The sequence below is a fragment of the Clostridium akagii DSM 12554 genome (assembly GCF_000686725.1).
GTDB classification, from domain to species: domain Bacteria; phylum Bacillota; class Clostridia; order Clostridiales; family Clostridiaceae; genus Clostridium_I; species Clostridium_I akagii.
The window spans coordinates 14,937-36,616 of the sequence record NZ_KK366007.1; the positions used below are offsets into that span (position 1 = coordinate 14,937).

A 21,680-nucleotide genomic window follows, 5' to 3' on the forward strand; every position below is an offset into this window, starting at 1 on the left:
CAGTTTATTCTAGCACTTAAATATGTAGCAATATTGAGCTAATGTGATATACTATATAAAGAATTAACTGTATATAATGTAAAACAGGAGGTAAATAACATGCAAAATGATTTTACAAAACTAGAAGAAATCGCTAAAAATGTTAGAAAACATATTGTAACAATGCTTACAGAATCAGCTTCAGGTCATCCAGGAGGTTCATTATCTATAGTTGAGCTACTAACTACACTATATTTTAAAGAAATGAACATAAACCCAGAGAATCCTCATGACGATAATAGAGATAGATTTGTACTTTCAAAAGGTCACGCCGCGCCTGCATTATATAGTGTACTGGCTGAAAGAGGGTATTTTTCTACAGCAGAATTAATTAGCCTAAGAAAATTTGGGTCAATACTTCAAGGACATCCAAATATGAATACTGTTCCTGGCGTTGATATGTCCACAGGTTCATTAGGCCAGGGAATATCGGCATCCGTTGGTATGGCACTTGCTAGTAAAATTGACAGTAAGGACTATAGGGTATATTCAATACTAGGTGATGGGGAACTTGAAGAGGGCGAAGTTTGGGAAGCATCCATGGCAGCAGCTCAATATAACCTGGATAATTTAACAGCTTTTGTTGATAATAATGGTTTACAAATAGATGGTAAATGCTCAGATGTAATGTCACCTGAACCAATTAGTAATAAATTCAGAGCTTTTAATTGGCATGTAATTGACATTGATGGACATGATTATAGTCAAATAATAGCAGCTATAGAAGAAGCAAAAAACACTAAAGGAAAGCCTACTATGATAGTTTGTAAAACTACTAAAGGAAAAGGTGTTAGTTTTATGGAAAATGTAGCTAGTTGGCATGGAACTGCCCCAAGTAAACAGCAGCGTGATGTGGCATTGAAGGAAATTATTGGGGGCGAAAAATAATGGAAAAAAAAGTTGCAACTAGAGAAGCTTATGGTAAGGCATTAGCTGAAATAGGACTCAAAAACAAAGATATAGTTGTTTTGGATGCAGATCTTTCAAAGTCTACAAAAACTGCAGATTTTAGAAGTGTGTGCCCAGAAAGATTTATAAATATGGGAATAGCTGAAGGTAATATGATGGCAGTGGCTGCAGGTATGGCTAGTTGTGGGAAAATTCCCTTTGCAAGTACCTTTGCGATTTTTGCAGCAGGAAGAGCTTATGAGCAGATTAGAAATTCAATTTGTTACCCAAGACTTAATGTAAAAATATGTGCCACTCATGCTGGGCTTACAGTTGGCGAGGATGGAGCTTCACATCAATCAATAGCTGATATATCCCTTATGAGGAGTATACCTAATATGACAGTAATATGCCCTAGTGATGCTATTGAGACAGAGGCAACAATTATGGCAATAGCTGAATATAATGGACCATGTTATGTAAGACTAGGAAGAGCAGGAGTTAATATAATAAATGATAATCCTGAATATAAATTTCAAATTGGTAAGGGCGTTGAGCTTAAATCTGGAATTGATGCAACAATTATTGCCACGGGAATTATGGTGGATGCAGCAATAGAAGCATATGAAATACTTAAAAGTGAAGGCATAAATGTTAGAGTGGTTAATATCCATACTATAAAGCCAATTGATAGTGAAATAATTATTAAAGCTGCAAAGGAAACAGGAATTATTGTAACAGCAGAAGAACACAGCATAATTGGTGGGCTTGGCTCCGCGACTTGTGAGGTTACAAGTGAAAATTATCCTGTACCAGTAATTAGAGTTGGAATAAAAGATTTATTTGGCCAAAGTGGCAAAGCAGATGAATTACTTAAAGCCTATGGACTTACAGCGGATGACATAGTTAGCGCAGTTAGAAAAGGAATTAAGTTGAAAGTGAACAAACTGAAGTAATACAAGTGACAAGTGACAAGTTATGAGCATTCTCAGTCTGTAGATTGAAACTTGTAACTTGCCACTTAATTTAAAGGGGGGGTATGATGAAAAAGTTTAAAGAGTATTTATTGATTACCATAGGTTTTTTGATTGTGGCTATAAGTGTGAAGTTCTTTTTGGAAGCTGATAAAATAGCAGCTGGCGGAGTTATGGGAATAGCCATAATAATAAATGATATTTCACCAAATCTATCCGTTGGTATGATTATGTTCGTATTAAATTGTGCACTTTTTATTGTGGCATTTTCATCTATAGGTGGGAGGTTTGGAGTAAAAACTATATATTCGGGACTAGGGCTTTCAGGAGCAGTTTGGATTCTTGATAAATTTATTCCAAATGGTATGGTAACCAATAATCTATTTTTAGCTACCGTATTTGGGACTTTAATCGGTGGAATTGGCATGGGAATTGTATTTAATCAAAATGCATCTACTGGCGGTACGGATATTCTTGCAAAATTACTTAATAAGTTTTTCCACATAGATATTGGAAAATCGCTTCTTATTGTAGATTTTATTATAACTTTGTTTGCAGTGGCAACAATGGGAATTGAACTTGGAATGTACTCTCTTTTATCTGTTATACTTCATGGGTTTATAATAGATTCAGTTATAGAAGGTTTTAATGTTTGTAAGCAAGTTATGGTTATAAGCAAAAAAAATCAGGAATTTAGTAAATATATTATAGAAAAACTAGAGAGAGGATGTACAATCTTTAATGGTAAAGGTGGTTATACCTGGGAAGATACTTACATATTGTATACTGTGCTAAGCACAAATGAGTTTATTAAGTTAAAAAAGCACATAAAGGAAGTTGATCCCAAAGCTTTTATTACCGTATGTGATGCTCGTGAAGTATTGGGTGAAGGATTTAATAATATAGTTGGTGAAGAATAAGTATTAGATATCTGAAAGAACTAGTTTGTTTTTTTCAGATATCTTATGAAAAATTTAGCTTAATATGAAACAATATGTTGTAGAAAAAACCAAGATTATAGAGTAATATCATGTATATGTGGATTAAGCTAGTTACATAAAGTCTTATAAAACAAAAAAAATTTTGTTTGACAATAAAATATGTTATAATCGTTTCGTATAGCATAGAAAATTTGAAAGACAAATTATTAAGGGGAAAAAAGCGATGATCGAATTTAAAAATGTAAGCAAAGTGTATGTTAATGACGTTCTGGCGCTTTCAAGCATCAATATTGAAATTGAAAAGGGAGAATTCGTCTTCCTTGTTGGACCAAGTGGTGCTGGAAAATCTACATTTATAAAGTTATTGATGAAGGAAATAGATCCAACGTCAGGGAGTATAATACTTAATGATACGGATATATCTACTATTACAAGAAAACAAATTCCTTATTATAGAAGAAAGATTGGAATGATATTTCAAGATTTTAGATTGATACCTACTTTAAATGTTTATGAAAATGTGGCTTTTGCAATGAGAATTGTTGAGGCAGGTCATAGGGAAATAAGAAAGAGAGTTCCACTAGTTTTATCTATGGTTGGTTTGTCAGGTAAACACGATGCTTTTCCAAATCAACTTTCTGGAGGAGAACAACAAAGGGTTGCAATAGCTAGAGCAATAGTTAATAATCCAACTATTCTAATAGCAGACGAGCCTACTGGAAACTTAGATCCAGATACTGCTCATGATATAATGAGAATTATGACTGATGTAAATAGTGCTGGGACAACAGTTCTTATGGCAACTCATGCTCGAAATATAGTTAATAACATGAAAAAAAGAGTTATAGCTATAGAGAATGGAACATTGTCAAGAGACGAGGAGAGGGGTAGATACGATGAAATTTAGTACTATTCAACTATTTATAACGGATGCATTAAAGAGTCTTAGAAGAAACAAAACAATAAGTATAGCTTCAGTTGCAACTGTTATGGCTACACTTTTTGTTTTGGGAGCATTTGTAATGATTCTTCTAAACGTAAAAGTGGGAATAACTGATGTGGAATCACAGGTAGAAGCTAAGGTGTTCTTAAATGATAATATAAGTATAGATGATCAAAAAAATGTTTTAGGCAAGTTAAATGATATACCAGAAGTTATTAATATTTCATTTCAAACTAAGCAGGAAGCATTAAATCAATGGAAAGTACAATTAGGATCAAAAAACAAAGAATTACTTTCAGGAATGGAACAAAACAATCCACTACCTAACTCATATATCGTAAAGGTTAAAAGCCCAGAAGATATAACCAAGGTTGAATCCAGTTTAAAGGGTGTAAGTGGTATATATGAAATTAGTGATGGAAGAGATATTGTAAGCAAGATTTCAGCTGTTACAAAAACTGTTAAGTGGGTAGGAGGAGTTCTACTAGTTATATTGGTTGGTGTATCATTATTCCTTATATCAAATACAATAAAACTTACAGTTTATGCTAGGCGTAAAGAAATTGGTATAATGAAATATATCGGTGCAACAGATTGGTTTATAAGATGGCCGTTTATCATAGAAGGTATGGTAATTGGTTTCTTTGGAGCCGTAGTAGCAGACATTGTTATTTATAATGTTTATGCATTAGCATATAATAGAGCTGGTTCTTTCGTTTCCACTATGATGACTCTAGTAGATCCTATGTATTTTGTAACTAATTTATCATGGGCATTTATTATTGGAGGAATACTTATTGGTGCGTTAGGTAGTATACTATCTATAAGAAAGTTCTTAATTGTTTAACATAAGCTATAAGTTAAGTGACAAGTGAAGATGATAGGGATGAATTACAATGCAAGTGGATTTGTTTCACAAATCCACTTGCATTTTTTATATTTACAAGAGATTCATTTTGAATGGTTAATGATTTGTTAATAAAAGAATTCTGCAAATTTATATTTCTAGTGTTATAATTGAGTATATTTACATAAATACTATAAGAGTACATATTATAAAGAGGTGAAGATATTGTCGAAAAACAAGAAAAAGTGGATAATTATCGCTGTGGTTGTATTGATAATTACGAATTCAATGAGTTTTATTATAGGGAATAGAGTTCCGTTGTCACTGCCAGGTGGTAACGTGGAATTAAGTCAGAGTTCATATAATGAGGTAATGGAGTTTCAAAAGATGTTTGTGGTTAAAAATCAGCTGGAAAAATATTATAATGGAAAAATAGATGATAAAGTATTAGTCTCTGGTGCAATAAAAGGAATGACGGATTCACTTAAAGATCCATATACTGTATTTATGGACCAAAGTGAAAGCAAACAATTTAATACTCAGATTCAAGGTCAAGACTATGTAGGAATTGGAATACAAGTAGCTAATGATAATAAAAAGATAACAGTTGAAGGCGTCTTTGCAGATTCACCAGCTGAAAAGGCTGGTATAAAAACAAAAGACATAATTGAGAAAGTTAACGGCATAGCTTATACAGGTGATGATTTAAACAAAGCAGTAGCCATAATGAAGGGCAAGACTGGTACTGACGTTACAATTACTCTTAATAGAGCGGGTAAGGGAAGCTTTGATGTAAAGGCTACTCGAGAAAAAGTTTCATACAGTACAGTTACCGGTGAAATGTTAAATGATAAAATTGGATACATAAGTATCACATTGTTTGATGAAAATACAGGAGATAATTTTAAAAAGGAACTTTCACAGCTTCAGGTAAAAGGCATGAAAGGATTGATTTTAGACCTTAGAGATAATGGAGGCGGAGTTCTTCAAGACAGTGTAAGTGTAGCTTCTAATTTTATTGATAAAGGTAAAACGGTTACCTATACTGTGGATAAAAACAACAGTAAAGAAGTGTACAAATCAGATGGTGGATCGGCTATTGGAATGCCAGTTATGGTTCTGGTAAACGGAAATACTGCTAGTGCATCAGAAATATTATCAGGTGCTTTGAGAGATTATAAAGCTGGCACATTGATAGGAGAAAAAACTTTCGGAAAAGGTATAGTTCAAAGTACTCTTAACACTGGTGATGATACCCAATTAAAAGTAACAGTTGCAAAATGGTATACTCCACTAGGAACTAATGTACAACATAACGGATTTAATCCTGATGTAGTAGTTAAATATCCACAGGATTTATTGAATAAGACTTATGATAGAAATACTGATCCTCAGTTTAAAAAAGCACTAGATATGGTGAGTCAAAAAGTTAAATAAGTTTTATCCATATGCTACCGGGAGTAAGATTCCTCATTATACAAGAAGGAATTAACGCCTTATGCGACAATGGATTTATTCAAAGCTATCGCTGACATGGGGGAAAACTAAGCTCCATGTCAGTGCAAGTTTCACTTTATTTGAGAGGGGATTTAGTTTTTAATGAATATGGCAATATTTACACTTAGAGCTATTGCAGAAGCTATAACAACAATGCCCTATGTTTTAATACTCATTACTATAGGGTTTGTACTGTATTTAAGAAATAAAAATACAGTGGCAATGCAGAGAATGGTAATTGGGGAATATATGAACTCAGCTTTGGAACTTACAATATCACAAATTGTGCTTGGAATAATGGGAGGCGCATTAGGTAGTCTTATGCTTTCATATTTAGGAGTGATTTTTGATAATCAAATAACAATATCACTACTTTTTATGTTATCTGTAATTCTAATGTTATTCAGAAGCAGATTTATATGTTTTTCATATTCAGCAGGAATTCTGTCAATAGTGAGTGTAGTTTTTCAAATATTTCAAAGAGGTAGTAATATTAATTTATCACAGTACGATTTTTTAAAAGTAGATGTGGTTATGGTTATGTCACTTGTGGCAGTAATGCACATAATAGAAGGAATACTTGTATTTATTGATGGAAATAAAGGTGCAATACCAGTTTTCTCTAATAAGGATAATAAAATTATCGGAGGTTTTGCATTAAAAAGGTATTGGGCAATACCAATAGCAGTTATGTTTTTAATAAATAATCCAGTTACGGCTGATAGTTTGAATGTGGCAACACCAAGTTTATGGCCAATAGTTAAAAGTAGTTATTTTAAAATAGTAGCTACCACTGCTATAGCTTTATTACCCTTTTATGGAATGATTGGGTATAGTGCAATAACATTTACTAAAACAAAGAGAGAAAAGGCTATTAACTCAGGAATTTGTATAGGAAGTTATGGTGTTATTTTGCTTATAGTTGCTCAATTTGCACGGTTAAGCCTTTTTGCACAACTTATGGTTGCTATTTTTGCACCTTTAGCTCATGAAGTAATGCTTAAACTGCAAATGTATTATGAATTGAAAGGCAAACCTAAATATGTGAGTACAGATGACGGGTTAATGGTACTTGAAGTGGCACCTTCCTCACCAGCCTATGAGATGGGTATTAAAAGTGGCGATCTGCTTATAGAAGTGAATGATAAAAGGATATTTAATGAGCAGGATATGATAGAAGCTTTAAATGAAATGTCTAATTTTATATGGCTAAAAGTTAAGACAGTAAAAGGCAAATTACTTCAGGTTGATTACAATAAGATGAATACAACAAAGAGACTGGGAATAATATTTGTACCTAGAATTATTCCAAAGGAAAGTGTAGTGGTAAAGTACGATAAAAACAAATTTAAAGATGTACTTCAAAAAGCTAAGAAAAAAAATGATGATGACGGGAAAAGTGACAAGTGACAAGTGACAAGTTGCAAGTTACAAGGTACAAGTGACAAGGTAAACGTTGAAAATCAATGAATAAATTAAAGCTATCCAAAAATCATTTTGGATAGCTTTAATTAAATATCTTGAAACTGTACTTAAATTAGATGGATAGAGCTCTCTAGTTAATAGCAAAATTCTGCTTTTTTTTTGTTGACTTTAATTCAATGAAAGTATAAAATAATAATACGAACAAGCGTTCAATTGAGGTGAAATTATGAATGAATTTAAATTATGTTCAAAGTTTAAGCCCACGGGTGATCAGCCAACAGCAATAGATAGTTTGGTGCATGGATTAATAGAAGATAAAGATAAATGTCAGACCTTACTTGGAGTTACAGGTTCAGGTAAAACTTTTACCATGGCAAACGTTATTGAAAGAGTACAAAGACCGACTTTGGTTTTGGCACATAATAAAACCTTAGCAGCACAACTATGTTCCGAATTCAGAGACTTTTTTCCTGATAGTGCTGTGGAGTATTTTGTATCCTATTATGATTATTATCAACCAGAAGCATATGTACCACAGACAGACACGTTTATTGAAAAGGATGCTTCAATAAATGATGAAATAGATAAACTTAGACATTCCGCTACTTCTGCACTTTTTGAAAGACGAGATGTGATAATCGTGTGTTCAGTTTCTTGTATATATGGATTAGGTAATCCAGATGAATATAAGAAGCTTTCAATTTCGCTTAGAGTTGGCATGGAGAAGGAGAGGGATGAAGTTCTTAAAAAGCTTATTGAAATACAATATGAGAGAAATGAAATCAATTTCGTCAGGGGTACGTTTAGAGTTAGAGGAGATACTTTGGATATATTTCCAGCCTCTGCTACAAACAAAGGTATAAGAATTGAATTTTTTGGGGATGAAATAGAAAAAATAAAGGAATTTGATGTTTTAACAGGAAATATTATAGGTTCTCTTAAGCATGCGGTTATATTTCCAGCTTCTCACTTTGCAACTTCAAAAGAAAATGTGGAGGCTGCCATTAAGCAAATTGAATGGGAGCTTGAAGAAAGACTTAATGAGCTGATTTCACAAGACAAATTATTAGAGGCACAGAGACTGAAGCAGAGAACTAATTATGATATAGAAATGATGAGAGAGGTTGGCTACTGCACTGGTATTGAAAACTATTCTAGAATTATGGATGGGAGAACTCCAGGTGAGCCACCAAAAACACTTATTGATTATTTTCCAGATGATCTATTATTGTTTATAGATGAAAGTCATGTAACTCTTCCCCAGGTAAGAGCAATGTATGGTGGAGATAGGTCTAGAAAAAATACACTTATAGACTATGGATTTAGGCTTCCATCAGCTTTTGACAATAGACCACTTAGATTCGAGGAGTTTGAAAAGAAATTTAAACAGGTGGTATTTGTAAGTGCCACTCCAAGTAAATACGAATTGGAACATTCCACTAATGTGGCAGAGCAGATAATAAGGCCTACGGGGCTTTTGGATCCGGAAATAGTGGTACTTCCTGTTAAGGGTGAAATTGATGATCTCTATGGGCAGATAAATAGGACTATAGAAAAGGGATTCAGAGTTTTGGTAACAACACTTACGAAAAAAATGTCTGAGGATTTAACAGATTATTTAAAGGATATGAATATAAAAGCCAGATATATGCATTCAGGTATTGACACTATGGAGAGAATGAAGATTATACAAGAACTTAGAAAAGGTGAAGCAGATGTTTTAGTTGGGATTAATCTTTTGAGAGAGGGACTTGATATTCCAGAGGTTGCACTAGTGGCAATACTTGATGCAGATAAGGAAGGTTTTTTAAGATCAGAAACTGCTCTTATTCAGACTATAGGAAGAGCAGCTAGAAACTCTGAAAGTAAGGTTGTAATGTATGCAGACCATATTACAGGATCTATGGATAGGGCTATTAGTGAGACAAACAGAAGAAGAGCTATACAAATAGCTTATAACGAGAAACATGGATTAACTCCTACTACTGTTAAAAAGGATATAAGGGATATTATAGAGATATCAGCGGTGGCCGAAGAGAAAAGTGAGTATGGTAGTTTAGAAGAGGCAATAAAGGGCAGTATTGAAAGTATAGGAAAAACCATAAAAAAATATGAGATTGAAATGAATAATGCATCTAAAGATTTACAGTTTGAACGAGCTGGAAAAATTAGAGATATGATATATAAACTACAAAAAGAACAAAAGAAACAGATAAGAGGTGGAAAAATTTGAGAAACCAAATAGTTATCAAAGGTGCAAATGTAAATAATTTAAAGAATGTTAGTTTGACATTGCCAAGGGATAAATTTATTGTTTTTACTGGGCTCTCCGGTTCAGGAAAATCATCACTTGCTTTTGACACATTATATGCTGAGGGGCAGAGACGTTATATGGAGTCTTTGTCCTCCTATGCAAGACAGTTTCTAGGTCAGATGGATAAACCAGATGTTGAATCCATTGAAGGACTTTCACCGGCAATTTCCATTGACCAAAAGACTTCAGGGAGAAACCCTCGTTCCACCGTTGGAACAGTTACTGAGATATATGATTATTTGAGACTTCTATATGGAAATATTGGTGTACCTCATTGTCCGAAGTGTGGAAAAGAGATAAAGCAGCAAACAGTAGATCAAATGATAGATCAGATTCTAGCTTTAGGTGAAAAGACAAAAATACAAGTATTGGCACCAGTTGTAAAGGGCAGAAAAGGTGAACATACTAAGGTACTTGAAAATATAAAGAAAAATGGTTTTGTGAGGGTTAGAGTTGATGGAGAAATAATTGAAATTGAGGATGACAATTTAAAACTTGAAAAGACTAAAAAACATGACATAGATGCGGTAATTGATAGACTTGTTATTAAAGAAGGAGTTACCAGTAGATTGTCAGATTCCTTAGAAGCAGCATTAAAACTAACAGAAGGTACTGTTATTATTAATATTCCAGGGAAAAAAGATTTGATTTTTAGTGAAGCTTTTGCCTGCGCTGATTGTGGAATAAGTCTTGATGAATTGACACCAAGAATGTTCTCTTTTAATGCACCTTTTGGTAAGTGTGATACTTGTGATGGACTTGGAACCCTTTTGGAAATTGATGAGGATTTGATTATTCCTGATAAAAGTAAAAGTATATCTGAAGGTGCCATAGCATCTTGGGGTGATGGAAGATTAAAAGAAGATTCTTGGACCTTTGCAATTTTAACAGCGCTTCAGAAAAAATATAAGTTTAGTATTGATACTCCAATTAATGATTTAGATCCTAAAATCTTAAATGTTTTGTTATATGGCAGTGATGGTGAAAGAATTACTGTATATTATAAAAAGGATAATCAAGATATGCAGTTTAGCCATCGTTTTGAGGGAATTATAACTGAACTTAAAAGAAGATATATGGAGAGCGGATCAGATTACATAAAGACTGATATTGAGAATTTTATGACTGATACTCCGTGCCCAAAATGCAAGGGAGCAAGACTAAAACCAGAGGTTTTATCTGTTACCATTGGAGATAAAAATGTTCATGAATTTTGTAGTTTGCCTATAAGGGAAGAATTAAATTATTTAGATGGTTTAGAATTAAGTGAAAAGGATAAAATAATTAGTAATCAGATTATAAAGGAAATAAAAAACAGACTTCAATTCCTGCTAGATGTAGGATTAGATTATCTAAACCTTACTAGAGGGGCAAAAACACTTTCAGGAGGTGAATCTCAAAGAATAAGGATTGCCACTCAGATTGGATCAAGTTTAGTTGGAGTTTTATACATACTAGATGAGCCAAGTATTGGTCTTCATCAAAGAGATAATGATAGGCTAATTCATACTATGAAGCATCTTAGAGATATTGGAAATACTCTTATTGTGGTTGAGCATGATGAAGATACCATTAGAGAAGCTGATTATGTGGTGGATATTGGACCAGGGGCTGGAGAACATGGTGGAGAAGTTGTAGCTGCTGGAACTGTAGAGCAAATAAAAAAATGTAAGCAATCAATAACGGGTCAATATCTTACAGGTGTTAAAAAAATTGATATACCAAAGCAGAGAAGAAAAGGAAATGGAAACCAACTTAAAATAATTGGTGCCAAGGAAAATAATCTTAAAAACTTAAATGTAGAATTTCCACTAGGTGTGTTTAATTGCGTAACTGGTGTTTCAGGTTCAGGAAAAAGTACTCTTGTAAATGAGATATTATTTAAGGGAATCAATAGAAAATTAAATAATAACAAAGCAAATCCAGGTAAACATAAGGAGATACAGGGCATTGAAAATATAGATAAAATTATAAATATAGATCAAAGCCCTATTGGTAGAACACCGAGATCAAATCCTGCTACTTACACTGGAGTATTTGACATAATAAGAGAATTGTTTTCAGTTACAAATGATTCTAAAATGAGAGGTTATAAACCAGGAAGATTTAGTTTCAATGTTAAGGGCGGACGATGTGAAGCTTGTAGAGGCGATGGAATAATTAAAATCGAGATGCAATTTTTATCAGATGTGTATGTTCCTTGTGAGGTATGTAAGGGAAAAAGGTATAATAGAGAAACTCTAGAGATAAAATATAAAGGTAAAAATATAGACGACATTTTGAATATGACTGTGGAAGTAGCACAAGTATTTTTTGAGAATATTCCAAGAATTAAAAATAAGTTAGATACACTTATGGATGTTGGACTTGGATATGTTAAACTTGGTCAGCCTTCTACGCAATTATCAGGTGGAGAGGCCCAAAGGATTAAATTGGCATTTGAATTATCTAAAAGAGGTACAGGTAGAACTTTGTATATACTTGATGAACCAACTACGGGTCTTCATATTGATGACGTTAGAAAATTGATTTTAATATTACAGAGACTTGTTGATGCTGGAAATACTATTGTTGTAATAGAGCATAACTTGGACCTGATTAAATGCGCAGACAATGTTATTGATATTGGACCTGAAGGTGGAGAAAAAGGTGGTAATATATTATGTACTGGGACTCCAGAAGACATTGTGAAAAATAATTCCTCCTACACAGGACAATATTTAAAAAAAATGTTATAATTGAATTAAGACTGGACTAGCATTTGAAACAACACGCTAGTCCTTTATTATTATGATTATAAGAGGGTGGAATGCTTGATGTCAAGTAATATATATCTAGCCGGAATTAGTCTTTCAGGACTCGGCCAGCTAAGCACTGTTTTTAAGTTTATTATTATTGGAATAATATATGCTATAATATTTTTTGCACTTAAAATAATGTATAAAGATTTAAAAAATGGAGATAGGAAACAAGTAAGATCGCAAAAACAAAAGACCTTTGGGCTTGAGGTTGTTGATGCTGGAATAAGTAAGACGTTAAAAATAGGTTCGGTAGTACCAATTAACGGAGAAGTTACAATAGGACGAAGAGAAGATAATGTAGTTGTAATTGAGGAAGGATATGTATCGGGGCATCATGCCAGAATTTATCAGAAAAATAATAATTATGTGTTAGAGGATTTAAAAAGTACCAATGGTACGGTGTTAAATGGAGAAAGAATAGACAACAAAGTATATATTCGTTCTGGAGATGAACTTAAAATAGGAACAACTTTGTTTAAAGTAATAGGATAGGTGAAGATATGGAGAGTTTAAAAGATGAAAAGAAACTTTTAAGGGCAACATATCTTTTTTGCTTAGTTAGCTTTTTTAATTTAGCTGTAATTAAGCCTACATTTGATAGTAGCGCCCTTATAATAGGAGTAGTAATTTGCGTACTTATGGGGTATGCGCATTTTGTAGTGAGAAGATTTTTCCCTGATGGAGATAAATACATACTGATTTTTGCATGTATTCTTTCAAGCATAGGAATGGTAATGATTTATAGATTAAGTGCTCCAAGCGCAATAAAACAGATCATTTGGTTTGTACTGGGAATAGCGGCTTTTATATTGATAGTGGTATTATTACCTGAACTTAAAAAATATGGAAAATACAGGTATGTATATTTAGTATGTACGCTTTTATTTATAGGAATGGCAACCTTTATTGGTACATCAGTAAATGGATCGCAAAACTGGGTTAGATTTCATGGATTGAGTTTCCAACCATCGGAATTTGGAAAGCTATTTTTTATAGCTTATTTGGCATCTTCTCTAAAGGACTATAAAAATTTCAAACAACTTATTGAACCGGCATGTGTTGTTATGGCCACGCTTGGATTTATGGTACTTCAGAAGGATCTTGGTTCTGCTCTTATATTTTTTACTATTGCAGTGGCTATGCTTTATATTGCAACTGAAAAGGCTAAATATGTAATAGTTAGTTTGGCACTATTTGTAATTGGAGCTATGGTAAGTTATAAACTTTTTAGTCATGTGAGACTTAGAGTTATGATTTGGCAAAACCCATGGCCATACAAGGCGGACCAAAGTTATCAGGTTGTACAATCTATGTATTCTATAGCGTGGGGTGGACTATCTGGTACTGGACTTGGTCTAGGGTTTCCAAATATAGTACCTGTAAATATTGACGATTTTATCTTTTCAGCAATATGTGAGGAGATGGGCGCACTAATAGGATTTGCAATAATGATATTGTTTTTCTTACTTGTTTATAGATGTATGAGAGCAGCTATATTAGCAGAAGATAAATTTTCAAGAATGCTTGCTGTGGGATATAGTTCTATGATAGCAGCTCAAGTTCTAGTTATAGTTGGTGGGGTTACAAATATGATTCCACTTACAGGAATAACACTTCCTTTAGTAAGTTACGGAGGTACATCAATGCTTATAACTTTTATGGCTCTTGGCGTACTCCAAAAGATTTCAGAAGGAGGTAGGTAGCTATGGATGAGATTTCAACTGGTATAAAAAAAGTTCTATTTGTATTTTTATTGTTGTTTGTAATAGTTATATCCTATGTGGCTTATTTTGAACTGTACACAGCACCAAAGATTGTTAACAACTCCGATAATGCAAGACTTTGGGCAACAAGAAACAAGGTTCTAAGAGGAACAATATATGATAAAAATAAAGTTCAATTAGCAGTAAGTACAAGAGCTAACGACGATGTTACACAGAATAGACAATATCCAGGTGGAGCGGATTTTGCACATGTGATAGGGTATGCAAATACGCAATATGGACTTACAGGACTTGAATCACAATATGATAAATATCTTACAGCCTCAAGCAACATAGGAATAACTGAGTATATAAAACAGTTAATCGCTAGCAAGGGAACTGTAAAACAGCAGGATAAAAAAGGTAATGACTTAATAACAACAATTGATAGTAATGTGCAAAAAACAGCATTTGATTTACTAGGGAATAATAAGGGTGCAGTTGTGGCAATAAATCCCAAGAGTGGTGAGATAATTGCCATGGTATCCAAACCTTCTTATGATCCTAATAGCGAAGCATTGAAAGCTAATTGGTCTGCTATGAATACTGACGTTAATAGACCACTTCTAAATAGGGCAGTATCTGGGCTTTATCCACCTGGTTCAACATTTAAGACGGTTACAGCTGTTAGTGCACAAGAAAACATAAGTGGAATAATGAATAAAACTTTTGTGGATAATGGAACTCTTAGATTTAATGCTACAGAATCTCTAAATGACTTTGCAGGAGAATCTTTTGGAAGCATTAATTTTAAACAGGCTTATGTTCATTCCAGTAATGTTGTGTTTGGTACTATTGGATTAGAACTTGGAAATACTAATTTAAAAAATACAGCTGAAAGCTTCTATTTCAATAAAAATTTACCAAGTGATGGTATTGTCATTGATAAGAGTAGATTTCCTACGTTTAAGAGTTATGAGAAGGGGAATATAGCTCAAAGTGCCATAGGACAAAGCCAAGTACTAGCTACCCCAATGCAAATGGCCATGGTAGCTAGTACAATAGCTAATAATGGGATTATGATGGAACCACATGTTGTAAATTCTGTAGTGGATAGTAATGGTAATACTATAAAAACATTTAATAATATTTCACTTGGAACAATAATCACTCCAGAGATTGCTAGCACTATGAAGGAATTCATGAGAGGTGTTGTAACGGATGGGACTGGATCAGCAGCTAATATAAGTGGTTTAAATGTGGCAGGAAAAACTGGTACTGCAGACCATAAAGAAGGCACCAAAGATGCGACTCCTCATTCATGGTTTATTGGGTTTGCACCAGAAAATGATCCTACTATTGCAGTAGCAGTTATTGTAGAAGATGGTGGTCAAGGAGGAATAGCAGCAGCAAAAATTGCAGGCGGTGTAATACAAGCCTCTTTGACCAAATAGTGAGAAACTTAGAACTGAAATAGGCAGGTAATGACAATGACAGGAAAGACTCACGTTGGACTAGGAACAGCAATAGGTATTGCATTAAGTAATAGGTTGCCTGGTGTAATGAATATTATGTCCATAGCGATTCTTGTTATAGCTTCATTACTACCAGATGTTGATCATCCGAAAAGTATATTTAATAAATATATATTACCAGTAAAAAGTAATAGAGTTAAATTTATAGTATATGGATCTTTGGGTATTGCTCTATTAATTTTCAATTTTAAATATGAGAGGATACCTGAATTAAATGTGGCAGGAGCGATTCTTATTATAGTAGCTTTTTCATCCCATAGAACTGGACTTACACATAGTATTTCTGGGGTTATAATTTTTGCTTTTGTTGCAAATTATATAGGAAATATATATAATGATAAAAATTTAGTATATTATTTTATTCTTGGTTATGCTTCTCATATTATAGGTGATATGTTTACCAATAGGGGTGTACCTCTATTTTATCCTTTAAGAAATAAGAATATAAAATTTCCTATCTCATTTAGGGTAGGTTCCAAAAAAGGAAATGTTATAGAGGAAATCATAATTATTTGTTCAATTTTATATATTGCTTATAATATACCACTATTACTACGGATAAAACTGGGGGTGTGATAATGTTTGATTTTGAATATCAAATAAAGATTTTACCGGATAAACCGGGAGTGTATCTTATGAAAAATTCTCTTGGAGAAATTATCTATGTGGGAAAAGCAAAAATCTTAAAAAACAGAGTAAAGCAATATTTTAAGAGCTCCAAAAATCATTCTGTTAAAGTAAAAGCTATGGTAAAAAATATAGCTGAGTTTGAGTACATTGTTACGGATTCAGAGATGGAAGCATTAATTTTGGAATGTAATCTTATAAAGAAGTATAAGCCACGATATAATATCCTTCTTAAAGACGATAAGCACTATCCGTTCATTAAAGTAACTACTAATGAGGACTTCCCAAGAGTATTTATTACGAGAATTTTAGCTAAAGATGGATCTAAATATTTTGGACCATATACAAATGTATCAGCTGTATATGAAACTATAGAACTTGTAAAAAAAATATTTCCTATAAGGACATGTAAAAGGAGTATAAAAGAAGGGGGAGAAAAAACAAGACCTTGCCTAAATCACTATATACATTTATGTGATGCACCTTGCGCTGGACTTATAAGTAAATCAAGTTATGGAGAAATAGTTAAAGGGATAACTGATATTTTAAATGGTAAGGACACTGCTATAATAAAACAATTGACTGGTATAATGGAAGAAAAAGCTAATAATTTAGAGTTTGAAAGTGCTGCTTCCTACAGGGATAAAATCATTGCAGTGGGAAAAATAACAGAAAAGCAAAAGATAATGACTGGTAATTTCGAAAATGAGGATTTTATTAATTTAGATAGTGATGAAAATGATACTTGCATAAATATATTTTTCCTCCGAGATGGAAATATAACAGGAAGGGAACACTTTATAGTGGAGGACACTTCTGGTGAAGAAAACTCAGCAATAATTACAGAGTTTATAAAAGAATTTTATGGAGGAGTTGCCTTTGTTCCAAAAACAATATATGTTCCAGCTATTTTAGATTCGGAGCTTTTAGAAAACTGGTTGTCCATGAAGAAGAATGGAAAGGTAGAGATACATATTCCACAAAAAGGTTCTAAAAAGGATTTATTAGAAATGGTTTGGAAAAATGCAAACTCTGTGATGGACCAATTTAAATTAAAAATTTTACAGGATAAAGTTATAAACAAAGATACTATTAATGAATTTGCACAAGTGTTAGAACTTGAAGAGTTGCCTAAGAGAATTGAGGCTTATGATATTTCTAACATTCAGGGGGTTGATTCTGTAGGATCTATGATAGTTTTCGAAAATGGAAAACCTAAAAACAGTGATTACAGAAGATTTAGAATAAAAACTGTTAAAGGTGCTAATGATTATGATAGTATGAGGGAAATATTAACAAGAAGGTTTCAACACGGATTGGATGAAGTTAAGGAAATTGCAGAAAGAAATTTGTCACTGAGCGCAGGAAAATTTTGTGTGTTTCCGGATCTCATTCTTATGGATGGTGGTCTAGGACAGGTTAATGTGGCTCTTCAAGTATTAAAAAGTTTTAATATAGATATACCTGTTTGTGGAATGGTTAAGGATGATAAACATAATACTAGAGGGCTTATATATAATGATAAAGAAATAAATTTAAATGGCAAACAAAGTGTTAAACATCTTGTTACAAGAATACAGGATGAAGTTCATAGATTTGCAATTACCTATCACAGAAGTCTTAGAGATAAGAGAGTATTACATTCAATACTTGATGATATACCAAGTATTGGGGAGAAAAGAAGGAAAGAATTGCTGAAAAAATTTAAAAGTATAGAAAATATAAAAAAAGCTAATTATGAAGAACTTTTAGATACAGTTTCTATAGATAAAAAAGCAGCTACTAGCATATATGATTATTTTAATAAAAATAAGTAATATATTCATTAATATATATAGAAAAGCAAGGACAAAAGATTTAGTCCTTGATTAGAAATGTAATTTACATTATACTTAAATTTATATGAATAATTTTTGAGGAGATTCTAAATGAGGCGTTTTGATAACATAATGGTGAAATTACAAGAGACAATTAAGAATGAAAATATAAAGATTCAAGCAGAAATGAAAAACTATACATCTTTCAAAGTAGGTGGACCTGCAGATATACTTGTAACACCAACAAGTAATGAAGAAGTGGCAAATATAATTAAATTGTGCAAGAATGAGGGTATACCTTTTTATATAATAGGAAATGGATCTAACATAGTTGTTAAAGATGGCGGGATAAGAGGTGTAGTAATAAAACTTTCAAAACTGGATAAAATTACTGTCTCATCTACTAGAATAACTGCTGAAAGTGGAGCTACTCTTGGAAAAACTAGTTTTGCAGCAAGAAAAGCATCGCTTACAGGATTGGAATTTGCATGTGGGATTCCAGGGAGCGTTGGTGGAGCATTGACTATGAATGCAGGTGCATACGATGGTGAGATGTCATTTGTTGTTGAAAGTGCTATAGTTTTAGATAATGATGGAAATTTGTTGAAACTTAATAAGGAACAGTTACAATTAGAATATAGAAACAGTATTGTACTTAAAAAAAATTATGTGGCTTTAGAGGTTACATTTGCACTAAAACAAGGTGAGTATGATAAAATTAACAATAGAATGGAAGAACTCACTAAAAGAAGGCATGATAAGCAACCACTAGAATATCCTTCTGCAGGAAGTACATTTAAAAGGCCAGAAGGTTATTATGCAGGAAAATTGATTCAAGATAGTGAATTAAAAGGTGTAAGAGTTGGTGGAGCACAGGTTTCTATGAAACATTCAGGGTTTATAATCAATGAAAATCATGCTACGGCGCAGGATGTTTTAGATTTAATTAAACTTGTTCAAAAAACAGTAAAAGAAAAGTATAATGTTGAGTTATGTCCTGAGGTTAGAATAATAGGTGAAGACAAAATACTTTAAAATCACAGCCTGTAACAATAATAAAGTTTTCCATAGGGGAAGACCTATAAGGAGGAGGAAGTTATATGAGATTTGTAATTGTAACTGGATTATCAGGGGCAGGTAAGACTCAAGCGGTAAGAAGTCTTGAGGATTTGGGATATTTTTGTGTTGATAACTTACCTCCAACTTTGATATCTAAATTTGCTGACGATTGTTTTCGAGCAGAAGGCAATATAGACAGGGTTGCTTTAGTAATAGATATAAGAGGCGGAAAATTTTTTGATGACTTATTTCAAAGCCTTAAAGAAATAAAGAATAACGGATATAGTTATGAGATATTATACTTAGATGCCAGTGATGAGGTATTGATAAAAAGGTATAAAGAGTCAAGAAGAAAACATCCACTTGCCCCACAGGGAAGAATTTTAAAGGGTATAGAACTTGAGAGGAACAGACTTAAAGAGGTTAGAAATAGGGCGGATAATATTATTGATACAACAAAACTTTCAAACCGTGAGCTCAGAGAAAAAATCAATAGTATATACCAGAGAGAAGGGCAAATAGAGACACAAATTATAGTAACTGTATTGTCTTTCGGATTCAAATATGGTATACCTGTGGATTCAGATCTAGTATTTGATGTAAGATTTCTTCCAAATCCATTTTATATTCCTGAACTTAAGGCTTTTTCGGGAAATGACAGGCAGGTTAGAGATTATGTACTGGGTTTTGAAGAAACCAACGTATTTATAGACAAATTAGATGATATGTTAAAGTATTTGATTCCAAACTATTTAAAAGAGGGTAAGAGGCAGCTTATTATCTCAATCGGATGTACTGGTGGCAGACATAGATCGGTGGCAATAGCAAATGAAATTTACCATAAACTTAAAGATGACGGATATAATACTAATATAGAACATAGAGACATCGATGAGGATATAAATAGAGGTGGTAAAAAATTATGAAAATAATTGACTGGGTTAGACCAGGAATTAAAGTGAAAAGATGGATTATGTTTGGTGTTTTGGGTATCATGATGATGACCTTTGGTTTATCTGAGATGATGAGAAATAGTAGGTTTTATTCCAAAGAATATACAGCTTTTTATGTTTTCCTAGTTTTCAGTGGAGCTTTTATATTATATTTTGCAGTTGCTCAAGGAATGAAATCTATTATATCCCTTATAAACAAAGGCTATTTAAATGTATCATTAGATTCTAGAAAGCTTGGAAATCTTATTTATGAAAAAAGACTTTTAGTAAAGGGCCCAAAAATTGTTGCAATTGGAGGGGGAACAGGTCTTTCAACTATGTTAAGAGGCCTAAAATATTATACGTCAAATATAACTGCTATAGTAACCGTTGCAGATGATGGTGGCGGTTCAGGTGATTTACGTGAAGATCTTGGGATACTCCCTCCAGGAGACATTAGAAACTGTATTCTAGCCCTTTCAGATACAGAACCTATAATGCAGGAACTTTTGCAATATAGATTCACTGAGGGGAGACTTAAAAATCAAAGTTTTGGTAATTTGTTTCTTGCGGCTATGGATGGAATGTCAACTAATTTTGAAGAAGCAGTTAGAAAAATGAGTTCTGTTTTAGCAGTTACAGGTAGAGTTGTACCTGTAACTTTAGAGGACGTAACTTTAAAGGCAAAACTTTATAATGGGGTTATGGTAGAGGGAGAATCAAATATACCTGAAGCAGTTACTCAGTATCAGAGCCAAATTGAGAGCATATTTATTGTTCCAAGTGAAGCTAAAGCAATGGATGATGCCATAACAGCAATTCTGGAGGCTGATGCGATAATTTTAGGTCCCGGAAGTCTGTATACTAGTGTTATTCCCAATCTTTTAGTTAAAGATATAGCTAATGCACTTAAAAAAACAAAAGCATTAAAACTTTATGTTTCAAATATTATGACTCAGCCGGGAGAAACCGATGGTTTTTCTGTATCTGATCATATTAAGGCTATACACAAGCATGTGGGTGAAGGGATAATAGATTATACAGTAGTTAATACTGAAAAAATAGATGATGAATTTCAAGATAAATATTCAGAAAAAACATCTGAACTAGTTAATATTGATGAAAAAGAAATAGAAAAATTAGGCGTAGGTATTACTAAAGGTGATTTTATACAAATAAAAGATGGTTTTGTAAGACATGACTCAGAAAAATTAGCGGCCATATTAATTGAAACAATAATGGATAAAAAATTATTTTATGATAGAAAGAAGATTATTGAATACTTCTATTTATCAGAAAGATTGAAGGAAAACAAAATGAAATCAAGCAGGGAGTAAA

17 protein-coding genes are annotated in these 21,680 nt (G+C 32.9%); all 17 read left to right on the forward strand.

The annotated features are described in order from the left end of the window. The first annotated feature begins 48 nt into the window (after positions 1-48). On the forward strand, positions 49-927 hold the full coding sequence (locus BR66_RS0115695; RefSeq protein ID WP_278246821.1) for a transketolase: 879 nt from the start codon (positions 49-51) through the stop codon (positions 925-927). Next, positions 927-1,883, forward strand: coding sequence for a transketolase family protein (locus tag BR66_RS0115700; protein WP_026883738.1), 957 nt, complete (start codon positions 927-929; stop codon positions 1,881-1,883). The genes BR66_RS0115695 and BR66_RS0115700 overlap by 1 nt, the downstream gene beginning before the upstream one ends. Positions 1,884-1,969: 86 nt before the next feature. Continuing rightward, the gene (locus tag BR66_RS0115705; protein ID WP_026883739.1) at positions 1,970-2,821 is read left to right on the forward strand and encodes a YitT family protein; all 852 of its coding nucleotides are present in this window, start codon (positions 1,970-1,972) and stop codon (positions 2,819-2,821) included. A gap of 244 nt (positions 2,822-3,065) precedes the next feature. Next, positions 3,066-3,749: a cell division ATP-binding protein FtsE gene (gene ftsE / locus BR66_RS0115710; RefSeq protein WP_026883740.1), complete on the forward strand. Its 684-nt coding sequence runs from the start codon at positions 3,066-3,068 to the stop codon at positions 3,747-3,749. Then, the gene (ftsX, locus tag BR66_RS0115715; RefSeq protein ID WP_026883741.1) at positions 3,739-4,632 is read left to right on the forward strand and encodes a permease-like cell division protein FtsX; all 894 of its coding nucleotides are present in this window, start codon (positions 3,739-3,741) and stop codon (positions 4,630-4,632) included. The genes ftsE and ftsX overlap by 11 nt, the downstream gene beginning before the upstream one ends. A 225-nt stretch (positions 4,633-4,857) precedes the next feature. Next, positions 4,858-6,069 carry a S41 family peptidase gene (locus tag BR66_RS0115720; RefSeq protein WP_242841171.1) on the forward strand — a complete coding sequence of 404 codons (1,212 nt, stop codon included), beginning with the start codon at positions 4,858-4,860 and terminating at the stop codon, positions 6,067-6,069. A gap of 162 nt (positions 6,070-6,231) precedes the next feature. Further along, entirely contained in the window at positions 6,232-7,539 is a 1,308-nt protein-coding gene (locus BR66_RS0115725) for a PDZ domain-containing protein (RefSeq protein WP_026883743.1), read from the forward strand. A gap of 241 nt (positions 7,540-7,780) precedes the next feature. Further along, on the forward strand, positions 7,781-9,787 hold the full coding sequence (uvrB, locus tag BR66_RS0115730) for an excinuclease ABC subunit UvrB (protein ID WP_026883744.1): 2,007 nt from the start codon (positions 7,781-7,783) through the stop codon (positions 9,785-9,787). Continuing rightward, positions 9,784-12,606, forward strand: coding sequence for an excinuclease ABC subunit UvrA (gene uvrA, locus BR66_RS0115735; protein ID WP_026883745.1), 2,823 nt, complete (start codon positions 9,784-9,786; stop codon positions 12,604-12,606). Before uvrB ends, uvrA begins: the two co-directional genes overlap by 4 nt. Before the next feature lie 78 nt (positions 12,607-12,684). Then, complete coding sequence (locus BR66_RS0115740; protein WP_051624271.1) at positions 12,685-13,161, forward strand: FHA domain-containing protein; 477 nt, start codon at positions 12,685-12,687, stop codon at positions 13,159-13,161. Positions 13,162-13,169: 8 nt separating this feature from the next. Next, a complete protein-coding gene (locus BR66_RS0115745) occupies positions 13,170-14,372 on the forward strand; it encodes an FtsW/RodA/SpoVE family cell cycle protein (RefSeq protein WP_026883747.1) in 1,203 nt (400 codons plus the stop codon). Positions 14,373-14,374: 2 nt separating this feature from the next. Continuing rightward, on the forward strand, positions 14,375-15,826 hold the full coding sequence (locus tag BR66_RS0115750) for a peptidoglycan D,D-transpeptidase FtsI family protein (RefSeq protein ID WP_026883748.1): 1,452 nt from the start codon (positions 14,375-14,377) through the stop codon (positions 15,824-15,826). 36 nt (positions 15,827-15,862) lie between these two features. Next, positions 15,863-16,483 (forward strand): metal-dependent hydrolase, encoded by a 621-nt coding sequence (locus BR66_RS0115755; protein ID WP_026883749.1) that lies wholly within the window; start codon positions 15,863-15,865, stop codon positions 16,481-16,483. A gap of 2 nt (positions 16,484-16,485) precedes the next feature. After that, positions 16,486-18,351 (forward strand): excinuclease ABC subunit UvrC, encoded by a 1,866-nt coding sequence (uvrC, locus tag BR66_RS0115760; RefSeq protein WP_026883750.1) that lies wholly within the window; start codon positions 16,486-16,488, stop codon positions 18,349-18,351. A 111-nt stretch (positions 18,352-18,462) separates the two neighbouring features. Further along, positions 18,463-19,386, forward strand: a complete 924-nt coding sequence (gene murB / locus BR66_RS0115765; RefSeq protein WP_026883751.1) for a UDP-N-acetylmuramate dehydrogenase — start codon at positions 18,463-18,465, stop codon at positions 19,384-19,386. A gap of 65 nt (positions 19,387-19,451) precedes the next feature. Continuing rightward, positions 19,452-20,336, forward strand: coding sequence for an RNase adapter RapZ (gene rapZ, locus BR66_RS0115770; RefSeq protein WP_026883752.1), 885 nt, complete (start codon positions 19,452-19,454; stop codon positions 20,334-20,336). Next, the gene (locus BR66_RS0115775) at positions 20,333-21,679 is read left to right on the forward strand and encodes a gluconeogenesis factor YvcK family protein (protein ID WP_026883753.1); all 1,347 of its coding nucleotides are present in this window, start codon (positions 20,333-20,335) and stop codon (positions 21,677-21,679) included. Before rapZ ends, BR66_RS0115775 begins: the two co-directional genes overlap by 4 nt. Position 21,680: the final 1 nt, after the last annotated feature.